We start from the raw sequence: 16,274 nt of genomic DNA, 5'->3' as shown, positions 1-16,274 counted from the left end.
CGGCCGGGCGCGCCCCACCAGAGAGGGGAACACACCGTGACGTCCACCCGACCGCCGTCCGCCGCCCGCACCGCCACCGGGGCGGCGGGGCGGCTGGCCCCGCTGCTGGAGGAGCTCCTCGGCGGCGCACTCCCGATCCGCATCCGGGCCTGGGACGGCAGCGAGGCCGGCCCGGCGGACGCCCCCGCCGTCGTGCTGCGCTCCCGCCGCGCCCTGCGGCGGCTGCTGTGGTACCCGGGCGAGCTGGGCATCGCCGAGGCGTACATCACCGGCGAGCTGGACGTCGACGGCGACCTCGGCGAGGGCCTGAGCCGGGTCTGGCGGGCGGCGCGCGAGCGGGGGGTCGCGGGGCCGCCGCGCCTCGGCCCCCGCGAGCTGGCCCGGGCGGCGGGCACGGCGCTGCGCCTCGGCGCGGTCGGCCCCCGCCCGGCCTCCCCCTCCGGCCGGGCGGGCCTGACCGGCGCCCTGCACAGCAAGGCCCGCGACCGGGCGGCCATCAGCCACCACTACGACCTGTCCAACGACTTCTACGCGCTGCTGCTGGACCGGCACATGGCGTACTCCTGCGGCTACTGGACGCAGGAGGAGGGCCCCGGCTACGGGCTGGAGGACGCCCAGCGCGACAAGCTCGACCTGGTCTGCCGCAAGCTCGGCCTGCACGAGGGCATGCGCCTGCTGGACGTCGGCTGCGGCTGGGGCGCGCTCGTCGTGCACGCCGCCTCGGAGTACGGGGTGCGGGCGACGGGCGTGACGCTGTCGGCGCAGCAGCACGCGTACGTGTCCAAGCGCGTCGCGGACCTGGGGCTCGCCGACCGGGTCGAGGTGCGGCTGCAGGACTACCGGGACGTCTCCGACGGCCCCTACGACGCGGTGTCCACCATCGAGATGGGCGAGCACGTCGGCGACGCGCAGTACCCGGCGTTCGCCCGGCAGCTCGGCGGGCTGCTGCGGCCCGGGGGGCGGCTGCTGGTGCAGCAGATGTCGCGCGGGTCGCGGGCGCCGGGGGGCGGCGCGTTCATCGAGACGTACATCGCCCCCGACATGCACATGCGGCCGGTGGGCGACACGGTGGCGCTGCTGGAGGACGCCGGGCTGGAGGTCCGCGAGGTCCACGCGATGCGGGAGCACTACGTGCTCACCGTGGACGCCTGGCGGCGCACCCTGGAGGAGCGCTGGGCGGAGTTCGCGGCGCTGGTCGGCGAGGAGACCTGCCGGGTGTGGCGGCTCTACCTGGTCGGCGGGGCGCTGGCGTTCGCCGAGCGGCGGATGGGCGTGGACCAGATCCTCGCGGTGCGGCCGGCCGCGGACGGCACCAGCACCTTCCCGGCGACGCCGGGCGGCTGGCACGGCGCCGCGTACGGCGGCGGGCGGGGCTCCGGGACCGAGGCCGGGGCCGGCAGCGGGAGCGGGAGCGGCAAGGGCACCGGCACGGGCAGCGGCACCGGGGAGGGCGCCGCGTGAGCGGGGTCGACGGCGGCGCGTTCGCCGTGAACGTCGCCGCGTCGGCCGGGGCCGCGCTCGTGGTGCTGCTGGGCGCCGCCGCGTTCGGTGTCCGCAAGGGCCTGCACCGGGTGGTGGACATCGCCTGGGGCCTGGGCTTCTGCGCGGTGGCGGGCGTCTCGTACGCGCTGTCCGCCGGGCACGGCGACGACGGGCGGCGGCTCCTGGCCCTGGTGCTCGTCCTGGTCTGGGGGCTCCGGCTGTCGGGGCACATCGCGGCCCGCTCGCGCGGCCACGGCGAGGACCCCCGGTACGAGAAGCTGCTCTCCAAGGCGCCGCCGGAGCGGCGCACCGCGTACGCCCTGCGGATGGTCTACGGGCTCCAGGCGCTGCTGGTCTGGTTCGTCTCGCTGCCCGTGCAGTTCGCCTGCTACGTGCCGCACCCGCCGGGCGTCCTCGCCTGGACCGGCACGGCGGTCTGGGCGGTCGGGGTGTTCTTCGAGGCGGTGGGCGACTGGCAGCTCACCCGCTTCCGGTCCGACCCGGCCAACCGCGGCCAGGTCATGGACCGCGGCCTGTGGCGGTTCACCCGGCACCCCAACTACTTCGGCGACGCGTGCGTGTGGTGGGGCCTGTTCCTGCTCGCGGCGGACGCGCCGGCGGGGTGGGCCACCCTGCCCTCGGTGCTGGTGATGACGTACCTGCTGGTCAACGGCAGCGGCAAGCCGATGCTGGAGAAGCAGATGCACGCGACGAAGCCCGGCTACGCCGAGTACGTCGCCCGGACCAGCGGCTTCTTCCCCCTGCCGCCGCGCCGCGCCTGACCCGCGCCGCGCACCGCCGGTTCCCGGACCGTTCCGGGCCGTTCCGGACCGTCGGCCCCCGCCACCGCGGCGGGGGCCGACGCGTGTCCGGGGGCCGGTCCGGAACGGCGGGACGGACGCACCGGCCGGACCCGCGCGCGCCTGCGCCCGTCCGGGGCGGCGGCCCGCCGGACGGCCCCGGCAGCGGCGGCCCGCCCGTGCCCGGGCGCGCGCGGGCGGGCGGGCCGCCCTGGTCCGTGGCTGGTCGGGGCGCGGGGCCCGTACCAGCGGGCGGGCGGGCCGCCGGGAGGGTGCCGGGCCTCCGGGGGCGCCGCCCCGGACACGCGTCGGCCGCCCCCGGGGGGAACCGGGGGCGGCCGGGTGGAGCGGGCGGATCGGGCCGGGCGGGTCGGGCCGGTCGGCTCAGGTGAAGGGGAGCAGGAGCACCGGCTGGCCGCTCGGGCGGGCGGAGCCGCCGGACGGCTCCACGGTCACCCCGATCCCGGCGGCGCCGTCGACGGCGCCGTCCAGCATCCGGGCGGCGCCGCCCGGCGGCAGCAGACCGGCGGGCCGCATGGTGCCGGCGTCGTTGTACCAGAGCTCGTACACCTTGCCCTCGGGCAGGTGGGGCAGGCCGCTGGTGAGGAAGGCGGCGCGGTTGGCCCCCGCCGACCAGACGACGGCGGCGGACGCCCCGCCGGTGCGGGCGGTGGCGGTACGGGCGTCGGGGGCCGCCATCAGCCGGGCGAAGTCGTCCTGCTGCTGCCGGGCGACCGCGGCCCGCCGGTCGGCGCGGTCCGCGTCCTGGTGGAACTGCCAGGCGAGGCCGCCCAGCACGGCGGCTCCGGCGACGGAGGCGGCGAGCGCCAGGCGCGGCCACTGCCGGGCGAGGCGCGGCAGGACGCCGGACGGCCGCTCGTCGAGGCCGGTCTGCGGGACCTGCGGCGGCATCTGCCGCACGGTGGCGATCTCGGCGAGGACCCGGCGGCGCAGGTCCGGCGGCGGGGAGACGGCCTCGGCCTCGCCGAGGCGGGCGGCGGCGGCGCCGAGCTCGCGGACCTCCTGGGCGCAGGCCTCGCACCCGGCGAGGTGCTCCTCGAAGCGGGCGCGCTCCTCGGGGTCGAGGGCGTGCACGGCGTAGGCGCCGGTCAGGGTGTGCAGGTCGGGCGCGTGGTTCATGCGGTCACCCCCAGGCAGTCGCGGAGGCGGATGAGGCCGTCCCGCAGGCGGGTCTTGACGGTTCCGAGCGGCACCCCGAGGAGTTCGGCGACCTCCCGGTAGGTGCAGCCGCGGTAGTAGGCGAGGTTGACGGACTCGCGCTGGAGCTGGGTGAGGCCGCGCAGGCAGCGTCGGACCTGCTCGCGCTCCAGCCGGGACTCCACCTGCTCGGCGACCTCGTCGAAGGCGGTGGAGTGGCCGAGGGCCGCGGCCTTCTGCTCGCGGTCGGCGGCGGCCTGCGCGCTGCGGACCCGGTCGACGGCGCGGCGGTGGGCGAGGGTCATCACCCAGGCCATCACGGTGCCCTTGTCGCGGTCGTAGCGGGCGGCGGTGCGCCACAGCTCGACCATGACCTCCTGGGCGACCTCCTCGGACTGCGCCGGGTCGCGCAGGATGCGCCGGACCAGGCCGAGCACGGGGCCCACGACCGCGTCGTAGACCTGCTCGAAGGCCTGCTGGTCCCCACGGGAGACCCGCCCGACCAGCTCCTCCAGACCAGGCCCCCTGCGGCTGGGTCCGGCCAGGTGCACGACCTCGCTCACAGCGCGGCCTCCCCGCGGAGGCGGGGCGCGGTGCGCCGGGGGGCGGCGGACGGATGGGCCGGGCCGCCGGCGCGGCGCCGGGCGGGGTGGTGGCGGTGGGGCGGCATGCTGTCCCTCCGGGACGTCGGACCGGTCGGATGCGGGCAGGGGGCGCGGTGGCCGTGCCGTGGCACGGGCCCGCCGCTCCCCCTGTATTCGGGGCCGGTCCGCCTGCGGATTGGCCGCCCGCGGATCCCCGGGTCAGCCGCCCGAGGTGAGCTGGCCGGTCGACGGCACCTGGTCGGTGACGGTCGCCCCGGCGGACTGGCCGGCCTGCTTGAAACTGTCGATGACTCCCTGGAACTGGCCGGCGCCGCCCTCCGGGTCGCTGCCGTTGCGGATGTTCGCGGCGGTCTGCTTGAGTTTCTCCACCCCCGCGGTGAGCGGGGCGACGGCCTTGGACAGCAGGGGGTCGCCCTTGGCGTCGTTGATCGCCGCCTTCAGCCGGTTGTAGGTGAAGGCGCCGGCCAGGCCGGCCTTGACCAGGGCGAGCTTACGGCCGTCGGCGCCCTTCTTGAACTTCCCGGCCTTGTAGGGCTTGTACAGCCACTGGTAGGTGGCGCCGGCGGCCAGGCCCGCGTTGGCGACGAACTTGGCCTTGGCCAGCTTCACCTTCTCCTGGCTGCCGGTCGGCGAGGGGGAGGCGGGGTTGGCCGCGGAGGTGGCCCCGGGGCTGCTGCCCGACGACGACGAGCCGGAGCTGGAGCAGCCCGACACGAGGAGCAGCGCCGCGAGGAGCGGCGCCGCGACGAGGGCGGGCAGGCGGCGGGATCGGGGCATCGGATGTCCTCCCGGGACGGGCCGGCGCGGGGGTGCGCCCGGCGGGTGCACGACTCGGCCCCAACCTCGCACCGGGCGGACGCCGCCGCGACGCGGCAGCGTCCTTCGGGTGACCGGCACCCCGCTCCCGGGCCGCCCGCCGCCCGCCCTCCGCCGTTCTGCCGTCCCGCTGCCTCCTGCCGTCCCTCCGGCTCCTGCCGTCCCTCCGGCTCCTGCCGCCCGGGCCCGGCGCCCCGGGCGGGCCGCTCCGCCCGGAGGCCCCTCAGCGGCCGCGCCAGTCGACGACGAGGACGACGGCGTCGTCGGCCGGGCCGCGGGCGGGCTCGGCCGCCTCGTGCGCGGCGACCTCGCGGACGATCAGCCGGGCGGCCTCGACCGGCGGCGCCATCCGGCTGCCGCTGATGGTGTTGAGGAGCACCCGGTCGCCGAAGACCTCCCCGCGGGGGGAGCGCGCGCCGTGCACGCCGTCGCTCACGACCACGAGCCGGTCACCGGGGAGCACCGGCAGCTCCTGGGAGATGTAGGGCGTCTCCTCGAACATGCCGAGGGGCAGCTGCGCCTCCAGCTCCAGGACCTCCACCCGGCCGTCGCGCAGCCGCAGCAGCCGGGGCGAGCCGGCGTCCACCGCCGTCACCCGGCCCGTCGCCAGGTCGAACTGGATGAGCAGCGTGGAGACGTGGCTCTTGCCGCCGTGCATGCCGAAGATCGCCTGGTCGGCGAGGCTGGCCTGGTGGGCGATGGGGACGCGGGGGCCCAGCCGGCGGGCGTTGCGCAGGGCCCCGACGGCCAGGCCGGTGAGGGAGGCGGCGCGCTCGCCGCGGTCCATGCCGTTGGTGACCGCGACGACGAGCCGGTCGGCCTCCGCCGTCCAGTCGTAGTGGTCGCCGTGGACGCCGTAGGCGGGCTCCAGGTGGGCGCCGAGGCTGAACTCGGGGCGTTCGCAGGAGCGCGGGGGCAGGAGCTGCCACTGCATCTCGGCGGCGAGGGTGAGCCGCCTGCGGCGGCGGGTCCGCAGGTAGCGGTCGGTGTCCCGGTCGGCCACGACCAGGGCGTGGCCGAGGGCGGTCGCGGTCTCGGCGAGGTCGGCGAGGTCGGCGGCGCCGGGGAGCCGGGGCAGGCGCACCTCCAGGACCCCCTGCCGGTCGCCGCGGACGGTGACCGGCAGCAGCACGGTGTGCGCCGCGGGGCCGGCGGCGGGGTCCCGGAGGACCTCCGGCCGCTGGGAGGAGAAGACGCGGCCGGCCGGCGAGTCGTTGACCGGCTGGGCCCCCTCCGGCACGCCGCGGGACCCGGCCTCCTCGGGCGGGGGCGCGTCCTCGGCCCGGAGTCCCCGGCCGGCGGGGCCGCCCGCGGCGGGGCCGCCGAGGAGGGTGCCGCCGTACGGGGCGCGGGGGTCGCCGGACCGTACGGGGCAGAGGAGTGACATGCTGTGGTCGACGAGCAGCAGGCGGCTCCCGGCGGCCTGGTAGTGCTCCGCCAGTACGCCGTCGAGGGCGCCCGCCAGGACGTCGGGCGCCGCGTCCTGCAGCGCGCGCCGGGCGGTGCAGACCCGGTTGTGGACGGTCATCGCCCCTCCCGGGCGGAGCGCGCTGGGGCGGTTGCCGCGGAGCGGTCGGACGGGTGAGGCACACTGTTGTGCAAAGCTCGGAGTTGGGAGGAGTGTTCCCGCATGACGTACCTGCGCCCCGGCTCACGGACCGCCCACCTGACGTCGCCGGACGAGGTGGCCGCCGCCATGCTGGCCGCGGTCGAGTCCCTGGTGGTGCTGTGGGGCAGGGCGCACGAGGCCCTGGGCACCACGGTCTCGACGTCGCAGATGCGCGCACTCATCGCCATCGACCGGCACCGCGGCATCCACCTGCGCAGGCTCGCGGAGGAGCTGGGCACCGCGGCCTCGGTGACGAGCCGGCTCTGCGACCGGCTGCAGGCGGCGGGGCTGATCGACCGGGACGCCGGGGAGTCGGACCGCCGGCAGGTGATCCTGCACCTGACCCGGGAGGGCGCCGAACTGCTGGCGGAGCTGCGGGAGCTGCGGCGCGAGGACCTGCGCGCCACCCTGGCCGGCATGCCGCCGTCCGCGCGGGCGTCGCTGCTGGTGGGGTTGGAGGAGTTCCACCGGGTGGCGGAGGGCGTCCCCGTCCCGGAGCCCGCCGCCGGCACCGACCGGGCCGTGGCGGACCGGGAACCCGCCTGAGCGCCACCGAGGGGCGCGCGGTGCGCCGCGCGCACCAGGAGGCGTCGGGCGCCCTGTGGGGCCCCGTGCCGCCTCGCTTCCTGACCAGCTGTGAACATGGGGGAAGGCTATAGTTTACCTAGGGCAACGGTCCAAGCGAGTCACTCCCGAACAGCAGGGCCAGGACTCTCGCAATTAGTTGCCCTATGGCACGAATAGCGCGGCGGGGCCCTCCCGCTCGGACTGCAGGGTGCGCCGCCGCCCCCGGGCCACGGCCCCGGCCCTCAGGCGGTGACCTCGAAGCCGTGCGCCCGGCCGAGCCGGGTCAGGCTGTCCCGGCCCGGGATGCCGTCCGCGGCGGCGCCGCTGTAGCCGTACCGGCGCTGGAGCGCGGCGTACGCCGTCACCGTCCGGGTGCCGAAGCTGCCGTCCACCCAGGCCGCCGCCAGCAGCCCCTCCGCCCGCAGCGCCCGCTCCACCACCAGGACCTCGGCCCGGTGCGTGGTGTGCCCCTGTCCGGCCGCCGGGTCGCGCCGGGCCGCGTCCACGACGTGCGCCAGGCTCACCGAGGCGCCCCCGGCGCCGCCGCCGAGGATCTCCGCCGCGCGGGCGATGACCGCGGGGCGCTGCGCCCGGCGCAGCGCCCCGGGGCAGCCGGGGTGGTTGCCCCAGGCCCGGCCGCCGACGCCGTGGTAGGTGAAGCCGTGCTCGGTGGTGGAGTCCACGACGGCCAGCGGCCAGCCGAAGACGGAGTGGCCCCAGGCGTAGATGTGCGCCACCGCCTCCACCTGCGCGGCGGTGAGGGCGGTGTCGGGGTGGCCCTCGGTCTCCACCGAGGCGTAGTACGGGTTCCCCGCCCCCTGGGCCCAGGCGTAGTCGGTGCCGGTGTCGCAGTACTGCTCGACGTGGCCGTCGCGGCGCACCCAGAAGTCGCTGCTGGCCTGCGACGCGGGGTTGTCGAACCAGCCGTACGGGCTCCCGGTGTCGTCCTGGACGTGCAGGACGAGGCCGCGGCGCTCGCGGACGCCGTCGGGATGGACGTTGACGACGGGGCGCCACTGCGCTCCGGGCATGCGGACCATGGCTCGGTCCCTTCGCGTGGTGCTCGACGGGGGGAGCCGGGCCCGCGGCCCGGCACACGGAGATCGTTCCCCGCCACGGCCCGCCGACGAGGCGGCGGGCCCGGCGCGCGGAAGCGGTGGTCCGTGCACGGAACGACGCGCGCGCCCCCCGGTCCGTTCGGGGGGAGGCCCGGCCGGCCCGGCGCCGCGGAGGCGCGGACGGGCCGTTCGGGGGGCGCGTCACCGGATCGGGCGCCCTCGACCTGCCGCTCCCCCGGCGCCGGGGTAACAAGGGTGGGAAAGCGCCGGTGCACGCCTTCCGGCGCTCCCCTCCCCGAGGAGGCATCCGCATGGATGCAGCACCTTCGACCCCGCCGGCCCCGGCCCCCGCGGCCTCCGGCGAGGAGGCCCCGATCCACATCCTCTGGATGAACGCGGGCCTGAGCTGCGACGGCGACTCGGTGTCGCTGACGGCGGCGACCCAGCCCAGCATCGAGGAGATCGCGCTGCGCGCCCTGCCCGGGCTGCCGCCGGTCGCCGTCCACTGGCCGCTGATCGACTTCGAGTCCGGCCCGGTGGGGGGCGCGGACACCTTCATCGAGTGGTTCTTCAAGGCCGAGCGCGGTGAGATCGACCCGTTCGTGCTGGTCGTCGAGGGGTCCATCCCCAACGAGGAGATCAAGTCCGAGGGGTACTGGAGCGGCTTCGGCGACGACCCGGAGACCGGGCAGCCCATCACCAGCAGCGCGTGGCTCGACCGCCTGGCGCCCAGGGCGCTGGCCGTGGTCGCCATCGGCACCTGCGCCACCTACGGCGGCATCCACGCCATGGAGGGCAACCCCACCGGAGCCATGGGCGTCCCCGACCACCTGGGCTGGAACTGGAGGTCCCGGGCGGGCATCCCGATCGTCTGCGTGCCGGGCTGCCCGGTCCAGCCGGACAACTTCGCCGAGACGCTCACCTACCTGCTGTACCAGGCCGCCGGGTCCGCCCCGATGATCCCGCTGGACGACAAGCTGCGCCCGACCTGGCTCTTCGGCGCCACCGTCCACGAGGGCTGCGACCGCGGCAGCTACTACGAGCAGGGGCAGTTCGCCGACGCGTACGACTCCCCCACCTGCCTGGTGAAGCTGGGCTGCTGGGGGCCGGTGGTGAAGTGCAACGTGCCCAAGCGCGGCTGGATGGACGGCATCGGCGGGTGCCCCAACGTGGGCGGCATCTGCATCGCCTGCACCATGCCGGGCTTCCCCGACAAGTTCATGCCCTTCATGGACGAGCCGCCCGGGGCCAAGGTCTCCAGCGCCCTGAGCGGCGCGTACGGGGCGGCGGTCCGCCGGCTGCGCGGGATCACGCTCGACACCGTGGACAAGGAGCCCAGGTGGCGGCGGACCGGCCACCGGCTCACCACCGGCTACCGGCCGCCCTGGTGACGCTCCGCCGCACCTGACGGCCCGCCGGTTCGGGACCGGCGGGCCCGCCCCGCCGGCACCACCCCGCCGGCACCGGCCGCCGACGACGCCGACCACCGCCGGCACCGGCCACGCCGCGCCGATCCGCCCGGCGCCGGCCGGCCCGGCACCGACCAGCCCAGTGGAAGCCCGCTCGACGAAGGACGAACAGCAGACATGACTCAGACGACGCGGCAGACGACGCCGCACGCGGGCGCCGACGGCCTCACCGAGATGTCCTGGGACCCCATCACCCGGATCGTGGGCAGCCTCGGCATCCACACGAAGATCGACTTCAAGCAGAAGCGGGTCGCCGAGTGCTGGAGCACCTCGTCGATCTTCCGCGGCTACAGCGTCTTCATGCGCGGCAAGGACCCCCGCGACGCGCACTTCATCACCAGCCGCATCTGCGGCATCTGCGGGGACAACCACGCCACCTGCTCGGTGTACGCGCAGAACATGGCCTACGGGGTGAAGCCGCCGCACCTCGGCGAGTGGATCATCAACCTGGGCGAGTCGGCCGAGTACATGTTCGACCACAACATCTACCAGGAGAACCTGGTGGGGGTCGACTACTGCGAGCGCATGGTCCGGGAGACCAACCCCGGCGTCCTGGAGCTGGCCGAGCGCACCGAGGCCCCACACGCCGCCGAGCACGGGTACCGCACCATCGCGGACGTCATGCGGTCGCTCAATCCCCTGGAGGGCGCGTTCTACCGCGAGGCGCTGCAGGTCAGCCGGTACACGCGGGAGATGTTCTGCCTGATGGAGGGCCGCCACGTGCACCCCTCCACGCTCTACCCCGGCGGCGTCGGCACGGTGGCGTCCGTGCAGCTCTTCACGGACTACCTCAGCCGGCTGATGCGGTACGTGGAGTTCATGAAGCGCGTCGTGCCGCTCCACGACGACCTCTTCGACTTCTTCTACGAGGCGCTGCCCGGCTACGAGGAGGTCGGCCGCCGCCGGATCCTGCTCGGCTGCTGGGGCTCGCTCAACGACCCGGAGCACTGCGACTTCACGTACCGGAACATGTCCGACTGGGGACGGAGGATGTTCGTCACCCCGGGCGTGGTCGTCGACGGGAAGCTCGTCACCAACGACCTCACCGAGATCAACCTCGGCATCCGCATCCTGCTCGGCAGCTCCTACTACCAGGACTGGGAGGGCCAGGAGCTGTTCGTCACCCACGACCCGCTGGGCAACCCGGTCGACCCGCGCCACCCGTGGAACCAGCACACCATCCCCCAGCCGCAGAAGCGCGACTTCGACGGGAAGTACAGCTGGGTGATGTCGCCGCGCTGGTTCGACGGCAAGGACCACCTGGCGCTGGACACCGGCGGCGGCCCCATCGCCCGGCTCTGGTCCACCGCCCTGTCCGGGCTGGTCGACACCGGGTACGTGAAGGCCACCGGCAGCAGCGTCGTCATCAACCTGCCGCGGACCATGACCAAGCCGGAGACGACCTTCGAGTGGAGGATCCCGCGCTGGAGCAACGCCCTGGAGCGCAACCGGGCCCGCACCTACTTCCAGGCGTACGCGGCCGCGATGGCGCTGCACTTCGCCGAGAAGGGGCTGGAGGAGGTCCGGGCGGGCCGCACGCAGACCTGGGAGAGGTTCGAGGTGCCGGACGAGGCCGTCGGCTGCGGCTTCACCGAGGCCGTGCGCGGCGTCCTCTCGCACCACATGGTGATCCGCGACGGGAGGATCGCCAACTACCACCCGTACCCGCCGACGCCGTGGAACGCCAGCGTCCGCGACACCTACGGCACCCCCGGCCCCTACGAGGACGCGGTGCAGAACACGCCGATCTTCGAGGAGAACCCCCCGGAGGACTTCAAGGGCATCGACATCATGCGGGCCGTGCGCAGCTTCGACCCCTGCCTGCCGTGCGGCGTGCACATGTACGTCGGCGGCGGCCGGACCGTGGAGAAGCTCCACGTGCCCACCGGGCTGAGCGGAATGGCCGGATGAGCGCCGCCGAGGCGGCCGGGCGGCGCGTCGAGGAGGCCCTGGACCGGCTCGCCGCGGACGGCGGCCCGGCGGCGGCCGCCGCCGGGGAGGACCTCGTCCGCGCCCTGACCGGGTTCTACGGCGCGGGCCTGGCCCGCGCCGTGGCGCTCCTCTCCGGACCGGACGGCGCCCTGCCGCCCGCGCTGCTCGAGGACGACCTGGTCTCCGCCCTGCTGGTCCTGCACGACCTGCACCCCGAGGACACCGCCGCCCGCGTCGGCCGGGCACTGCGCGCGGCCCGCGCCGCGACGGCGGTCGAGGTCGAGTCGCTGGACGAGGCGGAGGGCGTGCTGCGGCTGGCCCCGCGCGAGGGCGGCGGCTGCGGCTGCCCGAGCACCGCCGAGGCGACCCGGCAGCGGATCGAGGAGGCGCTCGCGTGCTTCGCGCCCGAGGTGGCCGCGGTGGAGCTGCGGCCCGCCGGCCGGCAGCCCGCCCTGCTGCAGATCGGCAGCCGCCCGGCGGGTGCGCCGTGACGGGGCACCGCACCCCCGGCCCCCCGGCCGTCCGGCGGGGCGCGGGGCCGGGCGCCGGGCTGGGCGTGCTGCGCCGCCTCACCGCGCCGCGGCCGTCGGGACCGCCGCGGTGCGAGCTGTGCGGCGGCCGCCTGGCGGAGGACCACCGGCACCTGGCCGACACCGAGCGGCGCGCCCTGGCGTGCGCCTGCACGGCCTGCGCGCTGCTCTTCGACCGGCCGGGGGCCGGGGGCGGCCGGTTCCGCACCGTGCCCGACCGCCGGCTCGCCGACCCAGGAATCCGGCTCGACGCGGCCGCCTGGGAGGCGCTGGGCGTCCCGGTCGCGGTGGCGTTCTTCTTCCGCAACTCCGCGCTGGGCCGTCTGGTGGCCTGTTATCCCAGCCCCGCCGGGGCCACCGAGGGCGAGCCGGACCCGGAGGCGTGGGAGGCCGTCCTCGGCTCCTCGCCGCTGGCCGGGCTGCTCCAGCCCGACGTGGAGGCGCTGCTGGTCCGCCGCACCGGCGACCGCGGCGACTGCTACCTGGTGCCGGTCGACGACGCGTACGGGCTGGTGGGCCGGATGCGCCTGCACTGGCGGGGCTTCGACGGCGGCGCCGAGGCCCGCGCGGAGCTCGACGCGTACTTCGGCCGGCTGGCGGAGCGCGCCGTCGCCGTGACGCGGCAGGACGGGGCGGCACGGGAGGACGGGGCGGCAGGGCGGAACGGGGCGGCACGGGAGAGCGCCCCGGCGGGGCGGGAGGGCGGGCGGCCGTGACCGCACTGGACTTCGCCTGCACCGGCGTGCACGCCGACCGGTACGCGGCCGGGCCCACCCTGGTCTTCCGGCTGCGCGTCACCGCCACCGGCGGGGAGCGGGTGCACGCCCTCGCCCTGCGCTGCCAGATCCGCATCGAACCGGCCCGCCGCCGCTACTCCCCCGCCGAGGCCGACCGGCTGCACGACCTGTTCGGCGGCCGGGAGCGGTGGGGCGAGACCCTGCGGCCGCTGCACTTCGCGCAGGTGTCGGTGGTGGTGCCAGGGTTCACCGGCGAGACCGAGGTGGACCTGCCGGTGCCCTGCACGTACGACATGGACGTGGCGTCCGCCCGGTACTTCGCCGCCCTGGAGGACGGCGAGGCGCCGCTGCTGCTCCTCTTCTCCGGCACGGCCTTCAGCGGTCCCGGGGGCTTCCGGGTGCACCCCGTGCCGTGGGACCGGGAGGCGGTCTGCCGGATGCCGTCCGGGGTGTGGCGCGAGGCCGTCGACCTGCACTTCCCCGACTGCGGCTGGATCCGGCTCCCCCGGGCCGCCCTGGACGCCCTGCTCGCCTACCGCTCCCGGCGGGCCCTCCCGTCCTGGGAGGCCGCCGTCGGGGCCCTGCTCGACGCGGCCGACGGGCCGGACCGGCCCGCCGCCGCACCCGCGGCGGCACCGGCGACCGCATCGGCCGCACCGCCCGCCGCACCGCCCGCCACCGCCACCGTCGCCGCAGCCGCCGAGGGGACCGCACCGTGACCACCGCCGACCTGCCGCCCGCCGGGCCCGGAGCCGGCGCCGTGACCGCGCCGGGCCGGACCGGGGCCCCCGCTCCCTGCTTCGCCGCCGCCCGCGCGGTGGCCGACGCCGTGCTCCTGGAGGGCTACGTCCTCTATCCCTACCGCGCCTCGGCGGCGAAGAACCGGCTGCGCTGGCAGTTCGGGGTGCTCGTCCCCCCGGCCTGGGCCGGGGGCACGGACTCGGGCGAGCACTCCGCGCTGCGCACCGAGGTCCTCGCGGAGCCGCGGCGCGGCGCGGTCCTCCACGCCGAGCTGCGGTTCCTGCACGCCCGGCGCCGCACCGTCCAGCGGGCGCTGCCCGGCGGCGGCTTCGAGGACACGGACGCGCTGGAGCTGCCGGACCGGGTGCTGGTGCCCTGGGACGAGGGCGTGGAGGAGCGGGTCGAGGTGCGGGTGGACGTCGCCGGGCTCTGCGAGGAGGGCGCCGTCCTGCCGTTCCGCCGGGAGGCCGGCGAGGAGGCGGAGACCGTCCGGGACGCCTCCGGCGCCGTGGCCGGGCGGCTGCTGCGGCGGCGCGAGCGCGTGGACGGCGTGCTGCGGCTGGGCGCGGTGGAGGTGCCCGGCCCCTGCCGGGTGCTCCGGGTCACCGCGTCGGTGGAGAACACCTCCGACTGGACCGGTGACGGGGACGGCGTGGACCGCGGCGGGTACGGCCGCGGGTACGGCGGCGCGGAGGACGGGGGCCGGAACACCGCGGACGGCGGCCGGGAGGAGGCGCTGACCCGCTCCCTGGTCTCCGCCCACCTGGTGCTGGGCCTGACGGCGGGCTCCTTCGTCTCGCCGACGGACCCCCCGGAGTGGGCGCGGGCGGCCGTCGCCGAGTGCCGCAACGAGCACGCCTGGCCGGTCCTGGCGGGCACCGGGGGCACCGCCGACGTGGTGCTGGCCTCCCCCATCGTCCTGGAGGACCACCCGCGGATCGCCCCGGAGAGCCCCGGGGCGCTGTACGACGCGACCGAGATCGACGAGATCCTGGCGCTGCGCACCGCCGCCCTCACCGAGCAGGAGAAGCGGGAGGCGCGCGGCACCGACGACCGGGCGGCGGCCGCCGTCGACCTGGCCGACTCGCTGCCGCCCGAGGTGCTGGACCGGCTGCACGGCGCGGTGCGGGCGCTGCGGGAGGCCACCGGGCCCCGGCAGCCGTCGCCGCCCGCGCCGGACGGCCCCCCGGGTGCCCCCGGGCCCCCGCCCGGCGTGCCGTGGTGGGACCCGGCGGCCGACCGCTCCGTGGACCCGTCCCGCGACCGGGTGCTGGTCGACGGCGTGGCGGTGGCCGCGGGCAGCCGCGTGGTGATCCGCCCCGGGCGGCGGCGCACCGACGCCCAGGACCTCTTCCTGCACGGCCGGGGCGCCCTGGTCGAGGCCGTGGTGCACGACGTGGACGGCGGCGTGCACCTGGCGGTCACGGTCGACGGCGACCCGGGGGCGGAGCTCCGCCGCATGCAGGGCCGCTTCCTGTACTTCCGGCCCGACGAGGTGGCCCCCCTGGAGGACGCGTGAGCACCGACGGCACCGGCGCGGCCGGGGAGGTCCTGGTCGCGGGCATCGGCAACGTCTTCCTCGGCGACGACGGCTTCGGCGTGGAGGTGGTCCGGCGGCTGGCCGCGCAGCGGCTGCCGGAGGGCGTCGAGGTCGTCGACACCGGGGTGCGCGGCGTCCACCTGGCGTACCGGCTGCTCGACGGCTGCCGGACGGCGGTCCTGGTGGACGCCCTCGCGCGGGGCGGCCCCCCGGGCACCCTCCGCCTCGTCGACGCCTCCGCCGAGGGCGCGGCCGGGCCCCCGGGCGCGGTCCTGGACGGCCACCGGATGACCCCGGACGCCGTCCTGTCGCTGCTGGACACCCTCAGCGCGGGCACCGGCTGCGGCAGGCCGCGCCGGGTGCTCGTCGTGGGGTGCGAACCCGCCTGCCTGGAGGAGGGCATCGGCCTGAGCGCACCCGTCGCCGCGGCCGTGGACGAGGCCGTCCGCCTCGTCCTGCGGGTCGTGCGGGACGAGCTGCGCCGGCCGGCGCCCGCCGCCGGCTGACGGCCCGCGGGCGGCCGGACCGCGGTCCGGCCGCGGCGGGACACCACCGGACGGGACCTCCGTACCGGACGAGACCGAGGAGCAGAGCACCATGCGGAAGCCCACCGTCGCCGTGGCCGCCCTGGCGGCCGTCGCCGCCGTCGCGGCCGTCGTCGCCGTCAACCTGCCGGACCTGAGGCGCTACCTGAGGATGCGTGCGATGTGAGCCGCCGCCCCGGGCCCGAACGGCGGACGCCGCCGCCCGGCGGCGGCGTGGCGGGACGGGCCCCCCGCGGGTCCGGCCTGTAATGGACCGGTCGGGCCGCCCACCGCAGAGAGGCCGATCCCCCGTGCACGAGATGTCGATCGCGCTGGCCGTGGTGGGGCAGGTCGAGGAGGCGGCGCGGGCCGGGGGGCCGGAGGCGGACGGCCGCGCCGTGGAGCGCGTGCACCTGCGGGTCGGCGAACTCGCCGGGGTGGTCCCCGACTCCCTGCACTTCTGCTTCTCGCTCGCCTGCGAGGGCACCGTCCTGGAGGGCGCCGAGCTGCGCACCGAGGCCGTGCCCGGCCGGGCCCGCTGCGGCCCCTGCGGCGGGGAGTGGGACACCGGCATGCCGCCGCGGCTCGGCTGCCCGCGGTGCGGCGGCGGCGCAGCGGAGCTGCTGTCCGGGCGGGAGCTGCAGATCGCCGCCGTGCACTGGGCCGACCGCCCGGCCCGTCCCACCGTCCCCGAGGAGGGCTGATC

At 77.0% G+C, this 16,274-nt stretch carries 17 protein-coding genes; 12 read left to right on the top strand and 5 right to left on the bottom strand.

Features of this window, described 5'->3' with window-relative positions; translation table 11 throughout:
• Positions 1–36: 36 nt before the first annotated feature.
• Positions 37–1,461: a cyclopropane-fatty-acyl-phospholipid synthase family protein gene (locus tag LO771_RS22305; protein WP_230745401.1), complete on the top strand. Its 1,425-nt coding sequence runs from the start codon at positions 37–39 to the stop codon at positions 1,459–1,461.
• On the top strand, positions 1,458–2,264 hold the full coding sequence (locus tag LO771_RS22300) for a DUF1295 domain-containing protein (protein ID WP_230745386.1): 807 nt from the start codon (positions 1,458–1,460) through the stop codon (positions 2,262–2,264). The genes LO771_RS22305 and LO771_RS22300 overlap by 4 nt, the downstream gene beginning before the upstream one ends.
• A 402-nt stretch (positions 2,265–2,666) precedes the next feature.
• Here the strand turns inward: LO771_RS22300 and LO771_RS22295 are convergent, their stop codons facing one another.
• From LO771_RS22295 to LO771_RS22280, 4 genes are all read right to left on the bottom strand, one after another.
• A complete protein-coding gene (locus LO771_RS22295; RefSeq protein ID WP_230745384.1) occupies positions 2,667–3,422 on the bottom strand; it encodes an anti-sigma factor domain-containing protein in 756 nt (251 codons plus the stop codon).
• Positions 3,419–4,003, bottom strand: a complete 585-nt coding sequence (locus LO771_RS22290; protein ID WP_230745382.1) for a sigma-70 family RNA polymerase sigma factor — start codon at positions 4,001–4,003, stop codon at positions 3,419–3,421. The genes LO771_RS22295 and LO771_RS22290 overlap by 4 nt, the downstream gene beginning before the upstream one ends.
• A 240-nt stretch (positions 4,004–4,243) precedes the next feature.
• The gene (locus LO771_RS22285; protein ID WP_230745380.1) at positions 4,244–4,822 is read right to left on the bottom strand and encodes a hypothetical protein; all 579 of its coding nucleotides are present in this window, start codon (positions 4,820–4,822) and stop codon (positions 4,244–4,246) included.
• A gap of 262 nt (positions 4,823–5,084) precedes the next feature.
• Positions 5,085–6,389, bottom strand: a complete 1,305-nt coding sequence (locus LO771_RS22280) for a PP2C family protein-serine/threonine phosphatase (protein ID WP_230745378.1) — start codon at positions 6,387–6,389, stop codon at positions 5,085–5,087.
• Positions 6,390–6,491: 102 nt separating this feature from the next.
• Between LO771_RS22280 and LO771_RS22275 the strand changes: the two genes are divergently transcribed.
• On the top strand, positions 6,492–7,016 hold the full coding sequence (locus tag LO771_RS22275) for a MarR family winged helix-turn-helix transcriptional regulator (RefSeq protein WP_230745376.1): 525 nt from the start codon (positions 6,492–6,494) through the stop codon (positions 7,014–7,016).
• Between the two features lie 263 nt (positions 7,017–7,279).
• Here LO771_RS22275 and LO771_RS22270 read toward each other — a convergent pair whose 3' ends face one another.
• Positions 7,280–8,077 carry an N-acetylmuramoyl-L-alanine amidase gene (locus LO771_RS22270; RefSeq protein ID WP_230745367.1) on the bottom strand — a complete coding sequence of 266 codons (798 nt, stop codon included), beginning with the start codon at positions 8,075–8,077 and terminating at the stop codon, positions 7,280–7,282.
• A 329-nt stretch (positions 8,078–8,406) separates the two neighbouring features.
• Between LO771_RS22270 and LO771_RS22265 the strand changes: the two genes are divergently transcribed.
• From LO771_RS22265 to LO771_RS22230, 9 genes are all read left to right on the top strand, one after another.
• Positions 8,407–9,486 carry a hydrogenase expression protein HypE gene (locus tag LO771_RS22265; protein ID WP_230745359.1) on the top strand — a complete coding sequence of 360 codons (1,080 nt, stop codon included), beginning with the start codon at positions 8,407–8,409 and terminating at the stop codon, positions 9,484–9,486.
• A gap of 195 nt (positions 9,487–9,681) precedes the next feature.
• Positions 9,682–11,475 carry a nickel-dependent hydrogenase large subunit gene (locus LO771_RS22260; protein ID WP_230745357.1) on the top strand — a complete coding sequence of 598 codons (1,794 nt, stop codon included), beginning with the start codon at positions 9,682–9,684 and terminating at the stop codon, positions 11,473–11,475.
• Positions 11,472–11,987, top strand: a complete 516-nt coding sequence (locus LO771_RS22255; protein WP_230745355.1) for a hypothetical protein — start codon at positions 11,472–11,474, stop codon at positions 11,985–11,987. The genes LO771_RS22260 and LO771_RS22255 overlap by 4 nt, the downstream gene beginning before the upstream one ends.
• A gap of 68 nt (positions 11,988–12,055) precedes the next feature.
• Positions 12,056–12,742, top strand: a complete 687-nt coding sequence (locus LO771_RS22250; RefSeq protein WP_374228219.1) for a DUF5947 family protein — start codon at positions 12,056–12,058, stop codon at positions 12,740–12,742.
• Entirely contained in the window at positions 12,739–13,482 is a 744-nt protein-coding gene (locus LO771_RS22245) for a DUF6084 family protein (protein ID WP_230745349.1), read from the top strand. The genes LO771_RS22250 and LO771_RS22245 overlap by 4 nt, the downstream gene beginning before the upstream one ends.
• A 41-nt stretch (positions 13,483–13,523) precedes the next feature.
• Positions 13,524–15,023, top strand: a complete 1,500-nt coding sequence (locus LO771_RS22240; protein ID WP_230745506.1) for a hypothetical protein — start codon at positions 13,524–13,526, stop codon at positions 15,021–15,023.
• Positions 15,020–15,550: a hydrogenase maturation protease gene (locus tag LO771_RS22235; protein WP_230745347.1), complete on the top strand. Its 531-nt coding sequence runs from the start codon at positions 15,020–15,022 to the stop codon at positions 15,548–15,550. The genes LO771_RS22240 and LO771_RS22235 overlap by 4 nt, the downstream gene beginning before the upstream one ends.
• A 91-nt stretch (positions 15,551–15,641) precedes the next feature.
• Complete coding sequence (locus tag LO771_RS31700) at positions 15,642–15,755, top strand: hypothetical protein (RefSeq protein ID WP_374228216.1); 114 nt, start codon at positions 15,642–15,644, stop codon at positions 15,753–15,755.
• Between the two features lie 124 nt (positions 15,756–15,879).
• Complete coding sequence (locus tag LO771_RS22230) at positions 15,880–16,272, top strand: hydrogenase maturation nickel metallochaperone HypA (RefSeq protein WP_230745345.1); 393 nt, start codon at positions 15,880–15,882, stop codon at positions 16,270–16,272.
• The last annotated feature ends 2 nt before the right edge of the window (positions 16,273–16,274 follow it).

The sequence above is a fragment of the Streptacidiphilus sp. ASG 303 genome (assembly GCF_020991365.1).
Lineage (GTDB): Bacteria > Actinomycetota > Actinomycetes > Streptomycetales > Streptomycetaceae > Peterkaempfera.
Note: the sequence above shows the minus strand (reverse complement) of the source record. Positions and strands in the feature narration are given on the sequence as shown.